14 protein-coding genes are annotated in these 18,950 nt (G+C 60.0%); 8 read left to right on the forward strand and 6 right to left on the reverse strand.

Annotation, left to right across the window (positions count from 1 at the left end; all coding sequences use genetic code 11):
- The first annotated feature begins 10 nt into the window (after window positions 1–10).
- Complete coding sequence (locus tag ACSMXM_RS06260; protein WP_460314939.1) at window positions 11–688, forward strand: cysteine hydrolase family protein; 678 nt, start codon at window positions 11–13, stop codon at window positions 686–688.
- 687 nt (window positions 689–1,375) lie between these two features.
- Here the strand turns inward: ACSMXM_RS06260 and ACSMXM_RS06265 are convergent.
- Window positions 1,376–2,104 carry an SDR family oxidoreductase gene (locus ACSMXM_RS06265; RefSeq protein WP_460314941.1) on the reverse strand — a complete coding sequence of 243 codons (729 nt, stop codon included), beginning with the start codon at window positions 2,102–2,104 and terminating at the stop codon, window positions 1,376–1,378.
- A 196-nt stretch (window positions 2,105–2,300) separates the two neighbouring features.
- Between ACSMXM_RS06265 and ACSMXM_RS06270 the strand changes: the two genes are divergently transcribed.
- Window positions 2,301–5,060 (forward strand): TonB-dependent receptor plug domain-containing protein, encoded by a 2,760-nt coding sequence (locus tag ACSMXM_RS06270; protein WP_460314943.1) that lies wholly within the window; start codon window positions 2,301–2,303, stop codon window positions 5,058–5,060.
- 158 nt (window positions 5,061–5,218) lie between these two features.
- Here ACSMXM_RS06270 and ACSMXM_RS06275 read toward each other — a convergent pair whose 3' ends face one another.
- Entirely contained in the window at window positions 5,219–6,316 is a 1,098-nt protein-coding gene (locus tag ACSMXM_RS06275) for an isopenicillin N synthase family dioxygenase (protein ID WP_460314945.1), read from the reverse strand.
- A gap of 309 nt (window positions 6,317–6,625) precedes the next feature.
- Here ACSMXM_RS06275 and ACSMXM_RS06280 point away from each other — a divergent pair, with 309 nt between their 5' ends.
- The 3 genes from ACSMXM_RS06280 to ACSMXM_RS06290 all read left to right on the forward strand — a co-directional run bounded on the left by ACSMXM_RS06280 (window position 6,626) and on the right by ACSMXM_RS06290 (window position 11,859).
- Window positions 6,626–7,612, forward strand: a complete 987-nt coding sequence (locus ACSMXM_RS06280; RefSeq protein WP_460314947.1) for an ABC transporter substrate-binding protein — start codon at window positions 6,626–6,628, stop codon at window positions 7,610–7,612.
- Between the two features lie 338 nt (window positions 7,613–7,950).
- Window positions 7,951–10,827: a TonB-dependent receptor domain-containing protein gene (locus ACSMXM_RS06285; RefSeq protein ID WP_460314948.1), complete on the forward strand. Its 2,877-nt coding sequence runs from the start codon at window positions 7,951–7,953 to the stop codon at window positions 10,825–10,827.
- A gap of 156 nt (window positions 10,828–10,983) precedes the next feature.
- Window positions 10,984–11,859 carry an amidohydrolase family protein gene (locus tag ACSMXM_RS06290; protein WP_460314949.1) on the forward strand — a complete coding sequence of 292 codons (876 nt, stop codon included), beginning with the start codon at window positions 10,984–10,986 and terminating at the stop codon, window positions 11,857–11,859.
- A gap of 3 nt (window positions 11,860–11,862) precedes the next feature.
- On the opposite strand, the gene ACSMXM_RS06295 is transcribed toward ACSMXM_RS06290, so the two are convergent.
- Genes ACSMXM_RS06295 through ACSMXM_RS06305 form a run of 3 tightly spaced genes read right to left on the reverse strand, consistent with a single transcriptional unit; the run spans window position 11,863 to window position 14,489 of the window.
- Window positions 11,863–12,309, reverse strand: a complete 447-nt coding sequence (locus tag ACSMXM_RS06295; protein WP_460314951.1) for a nuclear transport factor 2 family protein — start codon at window positions 12,307–12,309, stop codon at window positions 11,863–11,865.
- 13 nt (window positions 12,310–12,322) lie between these two features.
- Window positions 12,323–13,135 carry an amidohydrolase family protein gene (locus ACSMXM_RS06300; RefSeq protein WP_460314953.1) on the reverse strand — a complete coding sequence of 271 codons (813 nt, stop codon included), beginning with the start codon at window positions 13,133–13,135 and terminating at the stop codon, window positions 12,323–12,325.
- Window positions 13,128–14,489, reverse strand: a complete 1,362-nt coding sequence (locus tag ACSMXM_RS06305; protein WP_460314955.1) for an MFS transporter — start codon at window positions 14,487–14,489, stop codon at window positions 13,128–13,130. Before ACSMXM_RS06305 ends, ACSMXM_RS06300 begins: the two co-directional genes overlap by 8 nt.
- Window positions 14,490–14,657: 168 nt before the next feature.
- Here ACSMXM_RS06305 and ACSMXM_RS06310 point away from each other — a divergent pair, with 168 nt between their 5' ends.
- Genes ACSMXM_RS06310 through ACSMXM_RS06320 form a run of 3 tightly spaced genes read left to right on the forward strand, consistent with a single transcriptional unit; the run spans window position 14,658 to window position 17,473 of the window.
- Complete coding sequence (locus ACSMXM_RS06310) at window positions 14,658–15,677, forward strand: peptidyl-alpha-hydroxyglycine alpha-amidating lyase family protein (RefSeq protein WP_460314957.1); 1,020 nt, start codon at window positions 14,658–14,660, stop codon at window positions 15,675–15,677.
- Window positions 15,678–15,706: 29 nt separating this feature from the next.
- Window positions 15,707–16,915 carry a uroporphyrinogen decarboxylase/cobalamine-independent methonine synthase family protein gene (locus ACSMXM_RS06315; RefSeq protein WP_460314959.1) on the forward strand — a complete coding sequence of 403 codons (1,209 nt, stop codon included), beginning with the start codon at window positions 15,707–15,709 and terminating at the stop codon, window positions 16,913–16,915.
- A 51-nt stretch (window positions 16,916–16,966) separates the two neighbouring features.
- On the forward strand, window positions 16,967–17,473 hold the full coding sequence (locus ACSMXM_RS06320) for a MarR family winged helix-turn-helix transcriptional regulator (protein WP_460314961.1): 507 nt from the start codon (window positions 16,967–16,969) through the stop codon (window positions 17,471–17,473).
- 84 nt (window positions 17,474–17,557) lie between these two features.
- Here the strand turns inward: ACSMXM_RS06320 and ACSMXM_RS06325 are convergent, their stop codons facing one another.
- Window positions 17,558–18,925 (reverse strand): MFS transporter, encoded by a 1,368-nt coding sequence (locus ACSMXM_RS06325; RefSeq protein WP_460314963.1) that lies wholly within the window; start codon window positions 18,923–18,925, stop codon window positions 17,558–17,560.
- Window positions 18,926–18,950: the final 25 nt, after the last annotated feature.

Raw genomic sequence — 18,950 nt, forward strand, 5'->3', positions numbered from 1 at the left:
GAGACAGACCATGATCCGCGCCCAGCCCTTCAACTACCCTTATGATGAGCAGTTCGACCCCAAGAAAACGGCTTTGCTGGTCATCGACCTTCAGGTGGATTTCCTTCATGAAGACGGATATTTCGCGCGCAAAGGCTATGATCCGGCGCCACTTCGTTCGATCATTCCCGTTGTGAAAGAAATGGTAGCTGCCGTTCGCAATGCCGGCTGCCGCATTATCTGGACGCGGCAAGGTTATCGATCCGACCTGGCCGATGTTACGCCCTATGATCATTGGCGAACTCGGCGTGCCGGCATCGACCTGACCGATCCTGAAAATACTGCGCTGGTGCGCGGCGGACCCGGATACGAAATCCTTCCGGAACTGATGCCCGCACCGGACGATATCGTGGTCGACAAAACAGCCAATGGGGCCTTTTACCAGACGGATCTCGAAATCATTTTAAAGTCACAGGGTATCTCGCATCTTCTTTTTTGCGGCATCACCACGGATGTATGCGTCCATACTACGCTTCGCGAAGCGGCGGACCGCAAGTTCCAGTGCCTGCTGGTACCTGATGCTTGTGCGAGCGCAGACGCATATGCCCATGATGCGGCGATCCATATGGTAACGGTGGAAGACGGCGTCTTCGGCGTCGTTGCAACCGCTCGCGACGTAATCGAAGGACTGGCCCGCGTGCGCGGATAGGAGCTTTTTAGGTCTTCGTTCGCAAAAAAGACCCGCGTTCCCGATGCGCCGCGTCAGATCGCGCCGTGTGGCAACGCGAGTGAACCTTGACGAACAGTATCTTTGCACGGCGAGGGGAAATTTCGTAGCGCGGCTTTGTTCTGGAGCGGGGCGATTGCGGATCAAGCTTCACGCTGGCCCGTGCCGATTAAGCCGGCCTACTTCCGGAAAGGATGTTGGTTATCAGCAGCCTGCATCTTCGCATGTTCCGACATGGCGTAAGCGTCAGGTCGCCCCGGGTCGCTTCCACGGCCACCTTCGCCTTGAACTGCGCGCTGTAGCGCTTTCTCGTCGTCTTCATTCCCGCCCATTCCTTCAGGTCGGGATGAGCTTTGCACCCTGTAGGAATTTCCGGGACCACCTCGCATCCATCCGGCTTGCTCTTTCAAGATCCTAGCCACGTCTGAGCATGCGACTTCGTCGAGGGCGGCACGCGGGACGGTCGCAAGTTCCGGGGTCCGAACAAGACGTCGTTATCGTGTCTAGACGCCCCCAAGACAGTTGGACTTTCGTTTGTAACCGATTGATTCTCGGCAAGCCATTCTTCCCCAGGTTGGGGAAATATCTTTTCAAATCAACACTCCTTCAAGGGCTCTTAATCAGCGGGTCCTAGGTTCGAGCCCTAGTGCATCCACCATTTTCCGCCCCTCAGCCCCGGCCCAGATAGGGTTGCTCTATCGGGAGCAGCGTTGCCGACAGGAGGTTCGCTTCATCCGGCATGGAGGCCATCGTCACTATGGCCTGCGCGACCGTCGAACCGGCCATGGTTTTCGGGCCGACCTTTGACAGATCCTCTGGCTTTCCGGCGAGTTCGGTAGCTGTGGAGCCTGGGTGGATGATGGAGACGGTAATGCCGTGCGGGCGCCCCTCCAGCGCGAGGCCGCGGGTCAGTCCTTCAAGTCCGTATTTGCTCGCCGTATAGGCGATGGCATTGTCGCGCGGCGCCTGCGCGGAAATGCTGCCGATATTGATGATGCGGCCGCGACTGCGCGGAACCATGGCGCGCATCGCCTCCCGTGCGCAGATAAAGGCCGCCGTCAGGTTCAGGTCGAGCGTCTGCCGCCAGGTGTCCAGCGGCATGTCGATGGCGGAACCGTGGGTGGTGGCGCCGGCATTGTTCACCAGCAGGTCCACGGGCCCCATCTCCCCGGCCTGGGCGAACAGCGTCTTTACCTGGCCCTCGTCGGTGACGTCGGTCGGGCATATGCGCACATCCGCAGGCCCTAGCTCATCTGCCAGTTCCTGCAGCCGTTCCCGCCGCCGTGCTGCCAGGACGAGCCGCGCACCCTCTGCCGCGAACGCCCGCGCCACTGCCGCACCGATGCCCGACGATGCGCCGGTGATGATCGCGATACGTCCGGATAATCTGTCTGTCATGATTTAACGCTCCTGCTGGCGATCGATCGCCGGTCTCTGCACGGTTCGACAATGATGGATAGCCAAGGTCCGTAAATATGACAATCGCGAACGATTGTTGTTCATGACGAATTGTTCTTGCACATTTGATATTGTCAGCGCATGAGTCCCGCCCGACTCAAAAAATAAATAAACATTTGAGCTGGGGAGATCTCCGATGGCACATTTCAAGTCCTGCCTGCTATTGTCCGGTATCAGTCTAATATCTATTGGGTATGAACAGGCATCAGCCCAAGTTGTTGCCGACACTCCTGCTGTTGCGAACGAAGGCAGCGCATCTGACAGCGAAGCCATTGTCATTACCGGAACTCGTATTTCGGAATTCGATGCGCCAACGCCTGTAACCGCGATCAGCCAGGACGAATTACAGTATAAGGCCGTTCGCAGCGTATCGGAGTTGATGAGCGATGTTCCGGCACTGCGCACGAACCAGAATACCGGCCAATCCAGCGAACCGGTCGGCGCCAGTAATCTCGATCTGCGCGCACTTGGCCCCTCGCGTACTTTGTTGCTGCTGGACGGGCGCCGCGTCGCCGCGACCGATCCGACCGGCGCATTCGACACGAACGTTATCCCCACAGCGTTGATCCAGAGGGTCGAAATCGTCACCGGCGGCGCATCCGCCGCCTATGGCTCCGACGCTGTTTCGGGTGTCGTCAACATCACCCTCGACGACCGCTTCTCTGGCGTGAAGGGGGACGTTCAGAAGGGCATTTCCACCTATGGCGACGTGGCCATCACCGCGGGGTCGGCGGCGGCGGGGCATGGCTTTGCCGACGGGCGTTTCCACGTCGTCGGGTCCATCGACTATTACAAGAATGACGGCCAGCTGTTTCAATCATCCCGCCCTTGGGGCCGCGATGATTATGCACTGGTCAGCAATCCCGGCGACGGCCCTGCCCGTATCACCGCCGCCAATGCCAGATTTTCGCAACTGACCTCCGGCGGTGTCACCGCACTGAACAGCATCCCGGCCCTACGCGGCCTGCAATTCGGCCCCGGCGGCACCGTTCGGCCATTTGAATATGGAACCCTGGTCGGCACGTCCTTCATGGTCGGCGGCGATGGCGGAACGCTGGCACCGCAGGCCAATATCTTTCCAGAAGTAGAGAGGCTTTCGGGCTTTGGGCGCGCGACATTCGACGTGTCGGAAAGCGTGAGCCTGTATGCCGATGCGCTGATCTCCAAGATCGACATTTTTTCCGACGGCACCACGGCCACCGATCGCGGTACGCTGACGATCCAGCGCGACAACGCCTTCCTGCCGGACGAAATCGGGTCGATCCTGGATGCTAACGATCTGACATCGTTTCGCATGGGCCGCATCGCCACCGAGGAAGGCCCCTTTTCCAACACAGTGGATTCGACCGTCCGGCGCTATGGCCTGGGCGCCAATGGCGCGTTCGCGGGATGGGATTGGAACGTGGGGGCGCAATTCTTTCGCAATGACTACGACCGCGAAGATGGCAATAACCGCAACCTTCGCCGCTTTAGCCTCGGCATAGATTCCGTGCGGGCCGGCGGTCAGGCGGTGTGCCGCGCGCAGGTGCTGAGCCCCGGCAGCAGCGACCCCGACATCGCGAATTGCGTCCCGATCAACGTGTTCGGCGACGGCTCCATCAGCCAGGAGGCGCTTGATTATTATCTGGGTACAGCCGTCCTGCAATCGCGGCAGGAGCAGGACCTTTATTCTGCCAGCATCTCCGGTTCCCCGTTCCGAACATGGGCGGGCGACGTGGATATTGCCGTGGGAGCGGAATATCGAGAGGATCGCATCGACGCCTCTTCCGACCCGATTTCCCAGGCGAGCGGATATATCACCGTCAACCCGAAACCGCTGAGCGGATCCGTCAATGTAAAGGAAGCCTTTGCAGAGATCGTCGTCCCGCTGCTGGACGATCAGCCCTTCGGATATCTGCTGGACGTGAACGGCGCGGTTCGCCTGACCGATTATTCGACGAGCGGCACGGTGACGACGTGGAAGGTGGGCGCCAATTATTCACCCTTTGCCGATTTGCGCCTGCGCGGCACCTATTCCCGCGATATTCGGGCGCCGAGCGTCAACGAACTGTTTTCCGGGCAAAACCAGCTGATCCGTAATTTGATCGATCCGCGCGACGTTGCGCCGGACATCAAGAACCCCACTGTGACGGAACTGACCGGCGGCAATCCCAACCTGACGCCGGAAACGTCGAAGGCGTGGACCGCAGGATTCGTTTATACACCCGAATGGGCCGGCAACCTGCGGCTGTCGTTCGACTATTATTCGTTCGATATCAGCGATGCGATCGTATCGCTGACAGGGCAGCAGATCGTCGATAATTGCTTTAACCTGGGCCAGGATGCGCTGTGTAGTGCAATCAGCTTTGGCGATGGCGGCGCGATCAACAGGGTGGAGGCGACGCTGGTGAACGCTGGCGCGCTGAAGTCGGATGGCTTTGACGTTGCGCTCGATTATCGCGTCCCAATCGGGAACGGCGACATCACCTTCCGGGGGCTTGCGACCTATATTGACGAACTGACCACTACCGTCAGCGGCCAGGACAGCGATGTCGCGGGACAGGTGGGTCGCAGCGGCGGAGTACCGCATTGGCGCGGCAATCTTTCCGCCCGTTACAGTGATGACCTGTTGGCCGCCGGCGTTCAGGTGCGTTACGTCGACAGCGGCACATATCAGAACGATTATGAGGAGGGTGTCGATATTGACGACAATTCCATCCCATCGCGAACTTATGTCGACATCGACCTGACGGGCAAGATCGGCGATCATTGGCAAATCTATGGACAGGTCGACAATATCTTCAACGTGGACCCGCCCCTGGCGCCTCTGCCCATCACCTCACCCAGCTATAATGGATCCCCGTTTCACGACGCGATTGGACGGTATTTCCGCGTTGGCGCACGCTTCGCGTTCTAGGACGCCAAAATCCAGTGATGACCGGGTGCACATTGCGACCTCCGGACCCGTAGGGTGTCCGGAGGCCGCCTCCGCATCATGCCCTCCGACAAGCAATCACGCGGAGCGCCATCCCCCATGCCATGCCGGGAGGCGTGGGCATGTGGGATGAAACTGGATCAGACCATTTCTGGATAATGGATATTCGCGACGTCGGGGTGCGAGCGGATGCGCGCCTTCAGGTGGTTCATGCCCACTTCGCGGAAAATGGGGTTGGCGGGATCCGTGCTGACGCCGCGTTCCACCTTCTTGAGTTCAGGCGGCAGCTCGATGACGGGCACCGTTCCGTCATGACTGGCCCCCAGGAAGAAGGCCGCTGAAAAGCGCTCCGTTCCCGGTGGCGGCGTGTCGACGGCATGAACATCTGCGCGTACGAAACCGTTGGTGGCCAGCTCAAGCAACTCACCCGTGTTGACGACGAAGGTATTTGGAATGGGGGGCGCCTCTATCCAGCTGCCATCCTGCGACTGCACGCGCAAACCCGGGAGGACATCCTGCAGAAGGATGGTCACGAGGCCGCCATCCTTGTGTGCCCCAACACCCTGCCGCGAGCCGGAACTGTCGCGCCCCGGATAGCGGAGAATTTTCAGATGCTGGCGCGGGCCGGAGCGATACAGCGGCGCAAAGACGTCCTCCGTCTGGCCAAGCGCCAGTCCAATGGCCTTCAGGACGTCGATACCGAGCTGCGTCACGGCCTCCTGATAGCGCAGCACGATCGATTTCAATTCCGGCATTGCAGGCGGCCATTGATTGGGGCCAAGCGCCCTTTTCCAGATGGCCGCGCCGGAGTCATCGGACACCGCCTCTTCCTCGCGGTCGAAATCGACCTGCTCTCGCCAATCCTGCTGGCCGCCGGTCAGTTCAAGGCCCGCGCGATTATAACCGCGGAAATGCGGAGAACGCGTCATTTCGATGGCGAGCTTGTCCTGCGCCGGCAAGGCAAAGAAACGCTTGGACGCGGCAATGAATTCGGAAATCAATTCCGGGTCGACCCCATGGCCTGCGATGTAGAAAAAGCCATGTTCGTGCAGAACTGTCCTGAGTTTTGCAATCAGCTCCTGGCGCTCCCGCTCCGCCCCATGCATCTTGGAAAAATCAAGAATAGGAAGCGATTCCGTATCATCGGATGGTGAGATAAGACTATCAACAGCCTTGGGCGAACATTCTGCAGAGTCCAGATCGACAAGTTCTGCGTGCTCTTCTTCAAGAACGGCCATTGTTTATCCTCCTACCCAAAACTCATTATCTTTATCATCAGCTGCGTGCCTACTTTGACTATTTGCAGCCAATTTTTTCTAAGAATGACGTTTGGGTGTCAGAGAATAAACCACATTCGTTCCCACACATCGCAGTGGGCGATGGCCCACTATTCCTCAGCGACGATATTCGCAGCGGGCGGCCTTTGCCTGTTGTCGGGGCGCTGGCATTATTTCTTACCCCCGCAGAAGATCACTCCGCGGCGTGCCCCTTGCCAAACCGGTGGCAGCATCTAGACGTTATCACCCTGGCTGTCATTGGAGCGAGATATGAGACGACCCCGTTTTGCTTTTTGCGCGCTGGTCACAATGATGGCGGCGTCTCTTATCGGCTGCAGTACGCCGGGGGCCCCCTCGCCCGACGGCCAGGATCTGCGCATACGGGCAAATACGGGGGCGATTGAATCGGCGCCCCTCCTCTATGCGGCACGCGATTTTTACCCCGGTGGGCTGCCGGTCGAGAAAGGCGCCATCCCTAATCTGGTCGGCGCGGAGAATATTGCGGGCGTGTTCGATGCCGGCCCCGCCGATGTCGCCACGCATGCCGAGACGCAGGCGTTGCGCTATTCCATCGAGCACCCGGAAATCCGTATCATCCTGACCCTGACGGAGGGGCATTACCGCATCGTCGCCCGCCGATCTGCCGGGATCGAAACGCTTAGCGACCTGAAGGGGAAACGCATCGCGACGATCCCCACGACGTCAGCGGGCTATTTCGTTCACCGCATGCTGCAAAAGGAGGATCTGGGCTTTTCCGACATCGAGGCGGTTCGCGTCCCGATTGACGAAATGGCGAACGCCCTCGCCACCCGCCAAGTGGACGCCGTAGCGATCTGGGACCCCTATGGCGAACGTGCCGCCCAGGCAGTGGGCGACGATCTGATCAGCTTTACCGATCCAGAAGTCTATAGCGAGATGTTCAATCTGAACACGACCACGGCGCAACTGCAGGACCCCGCGAAGCGCCAGCAGATCGTCACGCTGGTACGCGCCATTATCGATGCATCGTCAGCGCTTCAGACGGACCCGGAGGCGGCGCAGCGCTTGGCTGCGGAACGTACTGGCTTCGCGTTGGAAGACGTGACTGGCTCTTGGTCGCACCTGTCATTTCCCGCCGCCATTCCGGACAAGCTTCTCGACATCATGGTCGCCGAGGAAGTGTGGCTAGCGCAGCAGGAGGGCCGTAGCCCACGCAGCAGAGAGGCGATCAAAGGCCTAATAGATTCAAGTATCTATGAAGAGGCGCTGGCGCGCTGATGCAGGGTCCCGGTACCTCCGCTCACCGCCGCGCCCGCGCTTACCTGACTGGGGGCGGTAGCTGATTGGCGAACCGAGCCGCTACTGCCTTGGTTCGCGCGCTTGCCCCGCCCTCGTCGCGAACGGGCGAAGTGGAAGAAGAAGGGCTGCGCGGCGCACTGTCCTGAAAGGCGAGAATACCGCAGCGTGGGGCTGTGAAGACGTCCTGAGATGAGACAAATATATCATATTGCATTCGTCATCAGCTAATTTTAAGGCGGATCAACGTTGCGTTTTTACGAATGCGATTCAACAAAGACGAACCTTAAGTTTCGTCAATCGATGGGGAGGAATTAGCGATGATACACGCCTGCGAGCGCTCGACCCGGCAATGGCTGAAGGTCCTGTCACTGACCACGGCAATGACAGCGATCGCTGTACCCGCCTGGGCACAGGAGGGCGCCCCCGACGAGGGCGCCGCGGCGCCAGCCACCGTCCAGGCGAATGACGGCGATGTTGCGGAGATCGTCGTTACCGCGTCCCGAACAACGCAGGACGGTCTGCAGGCGCCGACGCCGACACAGGTGGTGGGAGACGCTACGATCGAGCGGCAGGCTGCCACGACCGTCATGGAGGTCCTGAACCAGAACCCGGCATTCAAGGCGACCCGCTCGCCCGGTGCCAATGCGACCAACACATCCAGCCCGGCGCAGGCCACTGCGGATCTGCGGGCGCTTGGCGGTCAGCGGACGCTGGTTCTGGTGAACCAGTCGCGCGTCGTGCCCTTCGCACCCGCAAGCAATCTGGGTACGCCCACGACGACCGACCTTAACCTGTTCCCAACCATCATGATCGAACGCGTGGACGTCGTCACAGGCGGCGCCTCGGCTCTATATGGTTCGGACGCGGTCTCCGGCGTCGTCAATATCATCATGAAGAAAGAATATGACGGGGTTCAGGTCGTCGGACAGACAGGTATTGCCGAAGAGGGCGACTATCGTACATTCCGCGGCGGCTTCATCGCCGGCACCAACTTCGACGATGATCGCGCAAAGGTTGTCATCAGCGCCGATTATTCCGACAATAACGGCGTTCCCGACATCTACAGCCGCGACTGGGGCCGCGAGGAGCAGTTGATCGTCAGCAACGGACAGCGGGCGAGCAATGGTCGAGAAGCCTATATCCTTGCCCCCAATGTCCATAATAATCTGGGCCAGGCGGGCGTCATCACCAGCAATATTCCCGGCCTGCGGGATATGACGTTCAATCCGGACGGGACGCTGCGCCCCTTCCAGCGCGGGGAAATTTCCGGCGGTTCGACGATGATCGGCGGCGAAGGCCAATCCATCATCACCGACACCTCCCTGGTCCCCGCAGTCGAACGCCTGACCGCCTATGGCTCCATCTATTATGACATATCCGACAGGGTGACGGCATATGTGGAGGGCGGCTGGTCACGGTCCGTCGGCACTCTGGCTGGCGTTCCCATACGTCTGGCGAATGTCACGATCCAGCGCGACAACGCCTTCATCCCTCAAGGCGTGCTCGATCGCCTGCCGGATGACGTCCAAAGCTTCAACATGAGCCGTATCGCCTATGATATCGACAATAATTTGTACGAGATCACCAATGAGACACCGCACGCAGTGGCAGGCGTTGAGGTTGAGCTGGCCGACACGTGGCGCATGGATGGACACGTATCCTACGGGGTTAACAACTACACATCCAAGACATTTGAAAATCCCATTCGCGCGAACCTGAATTTTGCGCTGGACGCCGTGCGGGACCCCAACACCGGCAGCATAGTGTGCCGCGGCGTTCTGGAAGGAAACCCCGCTGCCGCCGGCTGTCAGCCACTGAACCTGTTTGGCGAAGGCAATTCCACGATCGCGTCCCAGGAATATATCTGGGGCGAAGGCATCAATAAAGTGAAGTACGATCAGCTGACGGCCGCTGCGAACGTTGTCGGCGAACCCTTCGACACATGGGCCGGCCCCGTCGTCGTGGCGTTCGGCGGCGAATATCGCCGGGAAACGCAGGAACTGACGGCGGACGAAGTGGCCTCGAACAACGGCTTTCTGACAGCAGGTAACGCCGTCCCCTATGAGGGCAAGTTCAACGTGAAGGAAGGTTACGTCGAGGCGACCGTGCCCCTGCTGGACGATCTGCCGGGCGCCCGCACGCTGAACGTGAACGGCGCGGTCCGCTATGCCGATTATAGCAGCGTAGGTGGTCAGACGGCCTGGAAACTGGGCGGCGTGTGGGAGCCGTTCGACGGGTTTAATATTCGCGTTGCGCGCTCCCGCGATATTCGTGCACCTGCAATCAACGAAATAGCGAGCCCGGGCAGTAATGTGACGAACAATGTCACTCTGGTCGTGGACGGAGTGACCAAGAACGCCGTCATTCCGCAGAATACCAGTGCTGGCAATCCAAACGCAGAAGCGGAAACCGCAGATACCTGGACGGCAGGTTTCGCCTATCGCGGTAGCGGAGCGCTGCGTGGACTGGGTGCGTCGGTGGATTACTATAATATCAAGATCAACAACGCGATTACCAACCTTTCCACGGTCAATATCGCCAATCTGTGCAGCCAGGGCGAAGATTATTTCTGTAGCCTGTTCAGCTATGGCCCCGACACGAGCACGGCCGACCCGAACGACCGGATCCAGACGGGCCTGGTCGCCGGATCCCTGAACGTCGGCGCGTTCGAGCAGGAAGGCGTCGACATGACGCTGAACTATAACACCAATGTCGGCTTCATGGGCGATGGCGGGCGTTATTCGATCAATGCCAGCGGCACCTATATCTTCCACGCATATGTGGATTCAGGTACTGGCGCGCCGCCGGTGGACAGGGCGGGCGAGAATGGCTGGGCCAATCTGGGCGCAATCCCGACCTTCCGGGGAAACCTGTCGCAGACACTTGGCAATGACAGCTTCGAGCTGACCCTGCAGACGATTTTCATCAGCAAGGGTAAGCAGGACGTGCTTTACAACACGCAGCCGTCGAACACGATCAACGACAATACGGTTCCCGCCATCACCTATTTCAATTTGTTCGGCAAGATCTTTGCCGGGGTAGACCGGGACTTCGAATTGTTCGGCGCCATCAATAATCTGTTCGACAAGGATCCGCCCCCCACCCCGTACATCATCCTGAACGGACCGGTGAACGGCCAATATTACGACAAGGTTGGACGGAATTTCATGGTCGGTGTGCGCAAGAAATTCTGATCCACCTCGCCTCCCCCGCCTGGAGGGCATCCTTCATGGGTGCCCTCCTTTTCGGAAGGTTCGAGATCCGTGCAACGCACTGTCAGGACATGGATGGCATTCGTGCTGCTGACGTGCCTGCCGGGATTTAGGGCGTCAGGAGAAAGGCACGAGACAATGCTGTTCGATACACACGCGCATTTCTTTTCCAATGATGTCGCCAGATATCCCATAGATACCGCCGGTGCGCGCGAGGGCGCCGACGAACTGCGAAAGCGTGTGCTCAGCGCCCCGTCAACGGCGGAGATCATCCTGAAATCATGGGATGGCCTCCATGTGGAGGGCGGCGCCGGGGTGCAGTATAACAGCACCTATAAAACCGATAATCGCTATCTGATGGACGTGTGCGACTCCCATCCCGATCGGATCGGGGCCGTCGTCATTCTGGATCCTCAATCGGCCGATACACCCGCCCTGTTGCGCAAATTCGTCACCGAACGCGGCGTGACCGGAATCCGTATGACGGGATTTCCGGACAGCACCGGCCATTATTCCTATCTGGAAAGCGAGGCGGCGCTCAACGTCTGGGCAGAGGCCGACAAACTGGGCATTGCGGTCGTCCTGATGTACCTGCCGGGACGACGGCCGAGCGAGGCGGCGCTGACGCGGATTGGCCAACTGGCCGCACGCTTCCCACGCCTGCCGGTCGTTCTTGACCATATTGGCTGGCCAGCGGCGGAAAATGCGCCCGATTTCGGACTGGGTGCAGCCCACCACGCCCTGGCGGCGAAGAAGAATGTCTATTTCAAGCTGACGACGATCAACCTGAACGTCCTCGACGCCGCAGGCATCCCCTCTGACCAGTTCCTGCGGCACGTCGTCGATCTGTACGGCGCCGACAGGCTGATGTGGGGATCGGATTTCGGCAATACCAAGGGGGAGTTCGCGGATATGGTTCGCCGGGCGAACGCCGCCACCGGCCTCCTTACCGAGGAGGAGCGGCGCAAGGTCTTGCACGATACGGGCAAGCGCCTGTTCGCGCGGCGTAACTAGCGCTCAAGTAAAATTAAGCTGCGCACCGCCGCGAAACAGGTTTTCCAGCGTCCGGCTGGTGCACAGCCACCGCCCCTCTTCATCGTCCCAGCGAAAAATTTCCTTTGCACGGCTGATGCGGGTCGGCGCGGTACTTTCCAACGGCGCCTCTCCATCGGCGGCCCATAGCAGCATATACCATGTCGCCTCCGCCGTGCCGTCATCGGAGAAGTCAGCGCGAAAATTGCTGTAAGCGTGAACGGCAACGCGCGCGCCGCGCGCTTCACGCCAGGAATAGAAATCCTGAATGGCCTCGCGACCCTCCAGATTGAGCTTGCCCGAGCGGTAAACACCCTCCGGGGCGTAATATTCCCCAGCGCGACGACCCCAGTTCGTATCGACGTCATGCCAGAAATCGGCCACCCCCATCTCCAGTTCAGCCGACGCAATTGCGCGCTCTTTGCGGTTCATGGGATACTCCCCTTCAGGAAAAATAAAGTTCAATAGCGGTGTCGTCGATGGCCGCGCGCACATGGCCATCGGGAACGAGGCGGCGGTAAAGCGCCAGCGCGGCAGGAAAATCGACCTCCGCCTCGTGATTTATGAAGGGGGCGTCGCTGCCCCATAAGAGGCGCTCAGTCCCCGCCTCTGCCAGCAGGCGATCCGTGCATGCTTGGGCGTTCGCAAATGGCAGGCGAAAGCCCGCCGAGATCTTCACCCAGCAATCGCCGGCGGCCACCGCCCGAAAGAGCGCGTCCATGCCTGGTCCGCTCGCCCCCTCCTCACGCAAAGGAACGCCGAAATGATCGACCACGACCCGGACGCCACTTTCGATGAAGGGTGGCAGGAGGGCGGGCAGGTCGGCGGCACCGGCGAGCAGTTCGACATGCAGCCCCGCATTCGCGAGCCGCTGTAGGAAGCCAGCCCACGGTTCGGATGTGAGGTCAGGAAACTGCTGCAGCCGGCGCCAGACCAACCGCACCCCGACTACACCCACCGCTGCCAGATCGCGCAGGCGGGCGGCGGATGTTTCCGGCGTCAGGATCACGGTCGCGCGCAGATTTGGCGCCGTGCGAAGTGCCTGTAGTGTGTAGTCATTATAATCACCGTAAAGGCTGGCAGCAGCGATCACCCCGTGGGAAAGGCCGTTTGCCCGCAGATCGGCAAGGTAGTTTTCCACCGAATAATCATAGTCGGGCCGAGAATGCGCCCCTGCCGCGAACGGCATGTCACAGGTAAAGATATGAGCGTGAGCGTCGACCTTGGGCGCGGTAGCCCCTGCCCCATCCTCAGCCATGTTTCAGATCGGCCCGCGTAATTTTCGGCGCATCCCGCAGGCTCATGAGCCAGAACGAGAAGAGTCCTGCGGATGCCAGCGGCACGGCCAACAATGCGAAAATTCCGATAGGCCCGTAATTGCCGTTCAGGACGACATTGCCGAACAGCGGGGCGAAGATCGAGGCGACCCGCCCTGCGCCATACGCCCAGCCAACGCCGGTCGCCCGGTGACTGGGGGGATACAGCGCAGCCGCCATCGCGGCGATGCCCGCCTGTCCGCCATGCTGAAATATGGCCATCGCGCCCACGGCGACAAACATGCCGATGCCGGGCGCGAGCACGCCAATCATTACCGCGCCGACGGCGGCGAGCAGGAAGGTGCCCGTCATGACGATCTTGAACCCAAAGCGGTCGATGAACACGCCGATGAAGATCATGCCGAAGAAGCCGGCGATGGTGTTCGTTGCATTGATCGTGGCAACCTGCTGCCAGTCGAGGCCGATCACATCCTTGAATATGGTCGTCTTCCAGACTCCGGCGGTAATGAACACGAAACTGGAAATCGCGACCGCCCACATCAGCAATGTCTTCATGCGATGACCGGGTCCGAGAATGTCGGAGACCATGGTGTGCTTCTTGCCGTCCCGGGTCGGTCGCGGCTGCGCCGTTACGAGAACCGGGGCCGCACCGCGCGGCTGCATCCGCTTTGCCACACGGTTGATCTCCGGATCCTGGGGATTGCGGGCTGCGATCGAGCGCAGGGATTCCGGCATGAAAAACCAGATGAGCGGCAACATCACTCCCGGCAGCACGACCGCAATCCAGAAGGCGCCTTGCCATCCATAGGGTTCGAGCACGAAGCCCTGCATTCCCGCGCCCAGAAGAGCGCCGATCATGGTTCCCGAAACGGTAATCGTGCTCATGGTCGACCGCAGGCGTTTTGGCGCAGCCTCTGACGCCAAAGTTACCAGAATGGGGATCATCGCCGTTCCGCAAAGGCCCGCGATGAAACGGCAGATCGTAAAGGGCACCAGCGAGGTGGTATGCAGAATGGCAAACGCACTCAACGTCATGCCCGCATAACAGAGGAACAGAACGCGCGGCCGACCGAGACGGTCGGCGAGGGGCGGAATGACGAAGGCACCCAGCAGCATACCGATCTGCTGCGCGATCATCGCCGAAGTAATGTCTGTCCGGGCGACCCCGAAATCCTCAGCCAGGTTCGGCAGCACCCATCCGACGACATAAAGCTCGTAACCGTCAATGGCCGCGAGCGCCGTGCACATGATCAATATGGTCAGGTGAAACCTGTTGAATTTCAGATTGTCGAGGAATTCCTCGACATCAACTGTTGCCGTGCCCTTGTCGGACATTCCGGTCCTCTCCCCACAGGTGTAACCCCGACCTGAGCAACAGGGAGGGCAAATTGTCAATCGCCGTTATCATATGGCATTCATCATTTGCAAACGCGAACTGAGGTCGCCATAGTCGCCGCAATGACTGTCCGTGTCGTCTGGACGCGACGCATCTTGGGGAACGATATGCCGCCTGCCGCGGAAATGGCCGTGCCGATATTTGACGTCGACGCGCATTGGGAAAAAATGCCTGCAGGCTTCAGCCACCGTGACGTTACCGGCGTCGCCACAGATTCAAAGGACAGGGTTTTCCTGTTCACGCGTTTCCCCCATCGGGTGCTGATTTACGATCGGGGCGGCAATTTCATCGGCGCGTGGGGGGACGAAATCTTCACCATGGCGCACGGCCTGACCATCGGACCCGACGATCGGGTATATTGCGTCGACAATGGTGACCACAGCATCCGCGTCTTTTCCCTGGAGGGAGAGGCGATCATGACGCTGGGTGTGCCGGGCGAGCCATCGGATACTGGATATGAGGCGAACCCGCCCTACGAAGTGCATGCCTGCGAATGCATCCGCTATCCGGGAGGACCTTTTAACGGTTGCACCAATCTTGCCGTGGCGCCGAACGGTGAGTTGTTCGTGGCGGACGGATATCGAAATTGCCGCGTCCACCGCTTTACGGCAGAGGGCGAGCTGATCGGATCCTGGGGCGAGATTGGAACCGGACCGGGCGAATTCCACCTGCCGCACGGTATTGCCTGTGACGCCGAAGGGCGGGTTGTGGTCTGTGATCGCGAAAACGACCGCATCCAGATATTCTCTCCAGAGGGGGAATTTCTGGAGGAATGGACCGACGTGCAGCGCCCCTGCGATATCGCCTTCGACGGCGATGGCCTGGCCTATGTCGCGGAATTATGGCGGCCAAAGGGAAAGAAAAGCTTCGTCCATGGTGAAATGATGGAAGACCGGCCGGGCCGCGTCAGCGTTCTGGACCGAAATGGCAAGGTGCTGGACCGGTGGGGCGGCTCGTCATCCGCGCGTCACGAACCGGGCAATTTCATCGCCCCACATAGCATTACCGTTGACGGCCATGGCGATGTTTATGTGGCCGAAGTCACCTACAGCTTCGCGCTGCGTCCCGGCTGGATCGACGAAGCCCATGCCGATCATCAAATTCAGAAATTCACCCGCCGGCGCTGACGCGCCGCACGCTACCCACGGAGATAATTATGCGTCGTTCCACAGATCATATCCTTACCACGCACGGCGGAAACCTGCCTCGACCCGCGGATCTGGACGAACTGCTGGTGGATGCCGGCAGCAATCGCGATGCCATCGACAAGCGGCTGCCCGTTGCGGTTCAGGAGGTCGTCGACAAGCAGATTGAGTGCGGTCTGGATGTCATCAATGACGGCGAATATGTGAAAGCGGCCAATATGGGCAGCTACACAGGCTATGTGCAGGCGCGCGTGAACGGCTGGGAGACGCTGCCCAAGGATCCGTCCGCCACGCCGAAGCGCGCCGGGCCAGGCGAGCGCGACCGGCGCGACTTTCCCGGCTTTTATGACTCCGGCCTGTGGTTCGCGGGCGCGGGCGGACCCGTCCGCCCCGGATTCATGACGCCGGGCAAGAAACCACAGCCCAAGACCGACGAGAAAGTGTGCACGGGCAAGCTGGAATATGTCGGCCAGGAGGCAATTCAGGCGGACATCGCCGCGCTGAAAAAGGGGCTGGAGGGAAAAGGCGAAGTCGACGGCTTCATCGCCGCGCTGGGTCCGCTGAGCGCCGGTGCGGGCGCGCGCAACGCATATTACGACAGCGAAGAAGACTATATGATGGCCGTCGCCGAAACGATGCGCGAAGAATATAAGGCCATTACAGATGCCGGCCTGGTCGTGCAGCTGGACGAGCCCGAATTCGCCACCGCGTGGATGTTCTATCCGGACTGGTCCGTCGATGACTATCGCAAGCATCTGGAATTTGCGGTCGAGGTCATCAACCATTCGCTGAACGGCCTGCCCGAGGAGCTGGTACGCTTTCACATGTGCTGGGGCAGCGGACATCGGCCGCACGTGCACGACATCGAATTCCGGCACATCGTCGACCTGCTCTACAAGGTGAATGCGCAATGCTACACATTCGAGGCGAGCAATGTGCGGCATGCCCATGAATATCATGTGTTCGAGGATGCCAGGCTGCCCGACGGAAAGATGATCGCGCCAGGCGTCGTCGGCCATTTCACCGATCTGGTCGAACATCCGGAGCTGGTAGCGGAACGGCTGGTCAATTATGGCCGCCTGGTCGGCATGGAAAATCTGCAGGGAAGCACCGACTGCGGCATCGGGTCCCGCGTCGGTCATCCAGAGATTGTGTGGGCAAAGCTGTCTGCGCTGGCAGAGGGCGCGGCGCTGGCGTCCAAGCGGCTGAAGGCGGGCTGACAAGGCGGGCGGCAACTGGACACGGACCGCGCGATCCGACAATAGGCGCGCATGGCAAAAGCCACGCAAAACAAAGCCCCCGCCAGCACACATTCCATACTGCACCTGGTGAAACAGGTGCAGTACAAGGCCTATGTGCGCTTGGAGGACGTGTTTCAGCCGTTGGGCATTACGGCCGTTCAGTTCCGCCTGCTGACCACGCTGTCGACCATGCCCGGCACATCATCGGCAGAACTTGCGCGTCTGTACGACGTCAAGCCGCAGACGATGATCAAGCAAATTGCGATGCTGGAAAACAAGGAACTGATCGAACGCCGGGTCAGCGACACGAACAAGCGTCGCCTGGAATTGCGGCTGACGCAGGCGGGCGCGGATACTCTGGCCGAATGCCGCAGGGATTCACGCGCGATCGAGCGCGATATTCTGAAAATCCTGAGCGCCGAAGAGCAGCGCGACCTACGAAGAAGCCTGACCAGGCTGCTGAATTCGTTGGAAGACAGTGCCAAGCCGGAAGAATTTACGCCGGAATATAGCCGTCCCGGCGTTCAACGCGGCTGATCCACAAGAAATTTGAAAGGGAGATCGCCACCTCCCCCACCGCCCGGTTGTAACTGGGGGGCGGGAGATAATGAGCGAAACCGTCTAGTGCGCGGTCGCGCGTCCAATGGTGGTCAGGGGTTTGACGGTCAGCAGGAACAGGATCACCAGACCAGCGGATGCCAGCGGCGCGGCGAGCAAAAGGAAATAGCCCAGTGCCCCCCAATTCTGATCCAGTGCCAAGGCTCCATAAAAGGGCCCAATGGTAGATGCCGCCCTGCCCGCGCCGTAAGCCCAGCCGACGCCGGTTGCCCGATTCCTGGTCGGATAGAGCGTAGAGGCAATGGAGGCGAGCCCGGCATGCGCCGCATGCTGCGCCGCCGCATTAATGGCCAGGGCCACGTACATCCCCCATCCCGGCGCGAAGATCGCCATGCCAATGGCCGCAGCGGACGCGATCAGGAAGTAGGACGGGACGATCGCCTTAAAGCCAAAACGGTCGATCACCATGCCGATGGTCACCATGCCGACGGCGCCGAATATCACGCCGATTCCGGTGGTGATGCCCACCGCATGCCATTCGAGCCCTACAAGATCGCGGAACACGGTCGTTTTCCACGTGGCGGCGCTGATAAAGGCAAAGGAGCTAATGAAGCCAAGCCACAACAATATGGTGGGAAGCGCCAGCCCCGGAGCAAAGAGATCCTTTACCAACGTAAAACCGCCCTGGCGCTTTTCCGTTACCTGGCGCGGGGCAATGGTGATGGGATCATTGTTCGGGTTCAGTTCCGCGAGGATCGCCAGCAGCCGGGGATCCTTCGGGTCGCGCGTCGCGATGAACTTTGGCGATTCCGGCAATAATGTAATCATCACCGGTACAAGGATCAGCGGCAAAGCCGCACCGATGTAAAAGGCGATGTGCCAGCCAAAGGGCTCCAGCAGAAACGCCTGCATCAGCGAACCCAGGATCGCGCCCGGCATGGATCCGGCAAGCACGATCGTCACCATCGTCGAGCGCTTGCGCGCAGGCGCCAGCTCGGACGACAGTGCAACCATATTGGCAATGACCGCACTGGCAAACATGCCGGTGACAAGCCGCGCAATCGCCAGCTGCCACACGGTCTGGGTGAAAATCGTCACGAAACAGCAAGCGGATACCGCAAGCAGGCAATAGATCAGCAGGCGTTTACGCCCGATCTGGTCGGCGATTGGCGCGATGAAATAAGCGCCCAGGACCATGCCCGCCATCTGCATGGACAGCACCCAGGTCAGATCGGTCCGCTCCACGCCGAAATCGTCGGATACCATCGGTAGCACCCAGCTGAGTACGCCTAGGTCGAAGCCGTCCACCAGCATCGCCATCGCGCCGATCAGCATGACGCGCCAGTGAAAGGCGGAGAATTGCACGTTGTCGATAAAGGTTTCGATGTCGACCGGCTCGGAACGAGGAGCGGTGGCGTCGGCTTCTGTCATCCCAGATACTCCCCTATATTGGCTG

It is taken from the genome of Pacificimonas sp. ICDLI1SI03, assembly GCF_054740865.1.

What these genes read in the sequence shown, in the direction of transcription:
- ACSMXM_RS06260 (WP_460314939.1), top strand. Translation starts at nt 11, where the DNA reads ATGATCCGCGCCCAGCCCTTCAACTACCCTTATGATGAGCAGTTCGAC.
- ACSMXM_RS06265 (WP_460314941.1), bottom strand. Translation starts at nt 2,104, where the DNA reads ATGACAGACAGATTATCCGGACGTATCGCGATCATCACCGGCGCATCG.
- ACSMXM_RS06270 (WP_460314943.1), top strand. Translation starts at nt 2,301, where the DNA reads ATGGCACATTTCAAGTCCTGCCTGCTATTGTCCGGTATCAGTCTAATA.
- ACSMXM_RS06275 (WP_460314945.1), bottom strand. Translation starts at nt 6,316, where the DNA reads ATGGCCGTTCTTGAAGAAGAGCACGCAGAACTTGTCGATCTGGACTCT.
- ACSMXM_RS06280 (WP_460314947.1), top strand. Translation starts at nt 6,626, where the DNA reads ATGAGACGACCCCGTTTTGCTTTTTGCGCGCTGGTCACAATGATGGCG.
- ACSMXM_RS06285 (WP_460314948.1), top strand. Translation starts at nt 7,951, where the DNA reads ATGATACACGCCTGCGAGCGCTCGACCCGGCAATGGCTGAAGGTCCTG.
- ACSMXM_RS06290 (WP_460314949.1), top strand. Translation starts at nt 10,984, where the DNA reads ATGCTGTTCGATACACACGCGCATTTCTTTTCCAATGATGTCGCCAGA.
- ACSMXM_RS06295 (WP_460314951.1), bottom strand. Translation starts at nt 12,309, where the DNA reads ATGAACCGCAAAGAGCGCGCAATTGCGTCGGCTGAACTGGAGATGGGG.
- ACSMXM_RS06300 (WP_460314953.1), bottom strand. Translation starts at nt 13,135, where the DNA reads ATGGCTGAGGATGGGGCAGGGGCTACCGCGCCCAAGGTCGACGCTCAC.
- ACSMXM_RS06305 (WP_460314955.1), bottom strand. Translation starts at nt 14,489, where the DNA reads ATGTCCGACAAGGGCACGGCAACAGTTGATGTCGAGGAATTCCTCGAC.
- ACSMXM_RS06310 (WP_460314957.1), top strand. Translation starts at nt 14,658, where the DNA reads ATGCCGCCTGCCGCGGAAATGGCCGTGCCGATATTTGACGTCGACGCG.
- ACSMXM_RS06315 (WP_460314959.1), top strand. Translation starts at nt 15,707, where the DNA reads ATGCGTCGTTCCACAGATCATATCCTTACCACGCACGGCGGAAACCTG.
- ACSMXM_RS06320 (WP_460314961.1), top strand. Translation starts at nt 16,967, where the DNA reads ATGGCAAAAGCCACGCAAAACAAAGCCCCCGCCAGCACACATTCCATA.
- ACSMXM_RS06325 (WP_460314963.1), bottom strand. Translation starts at nt 18,925, where the DNA reads ATGACAGAAGCCGACGCCACCGCTCCTCGTTCCGAGCCGGTCGACATC.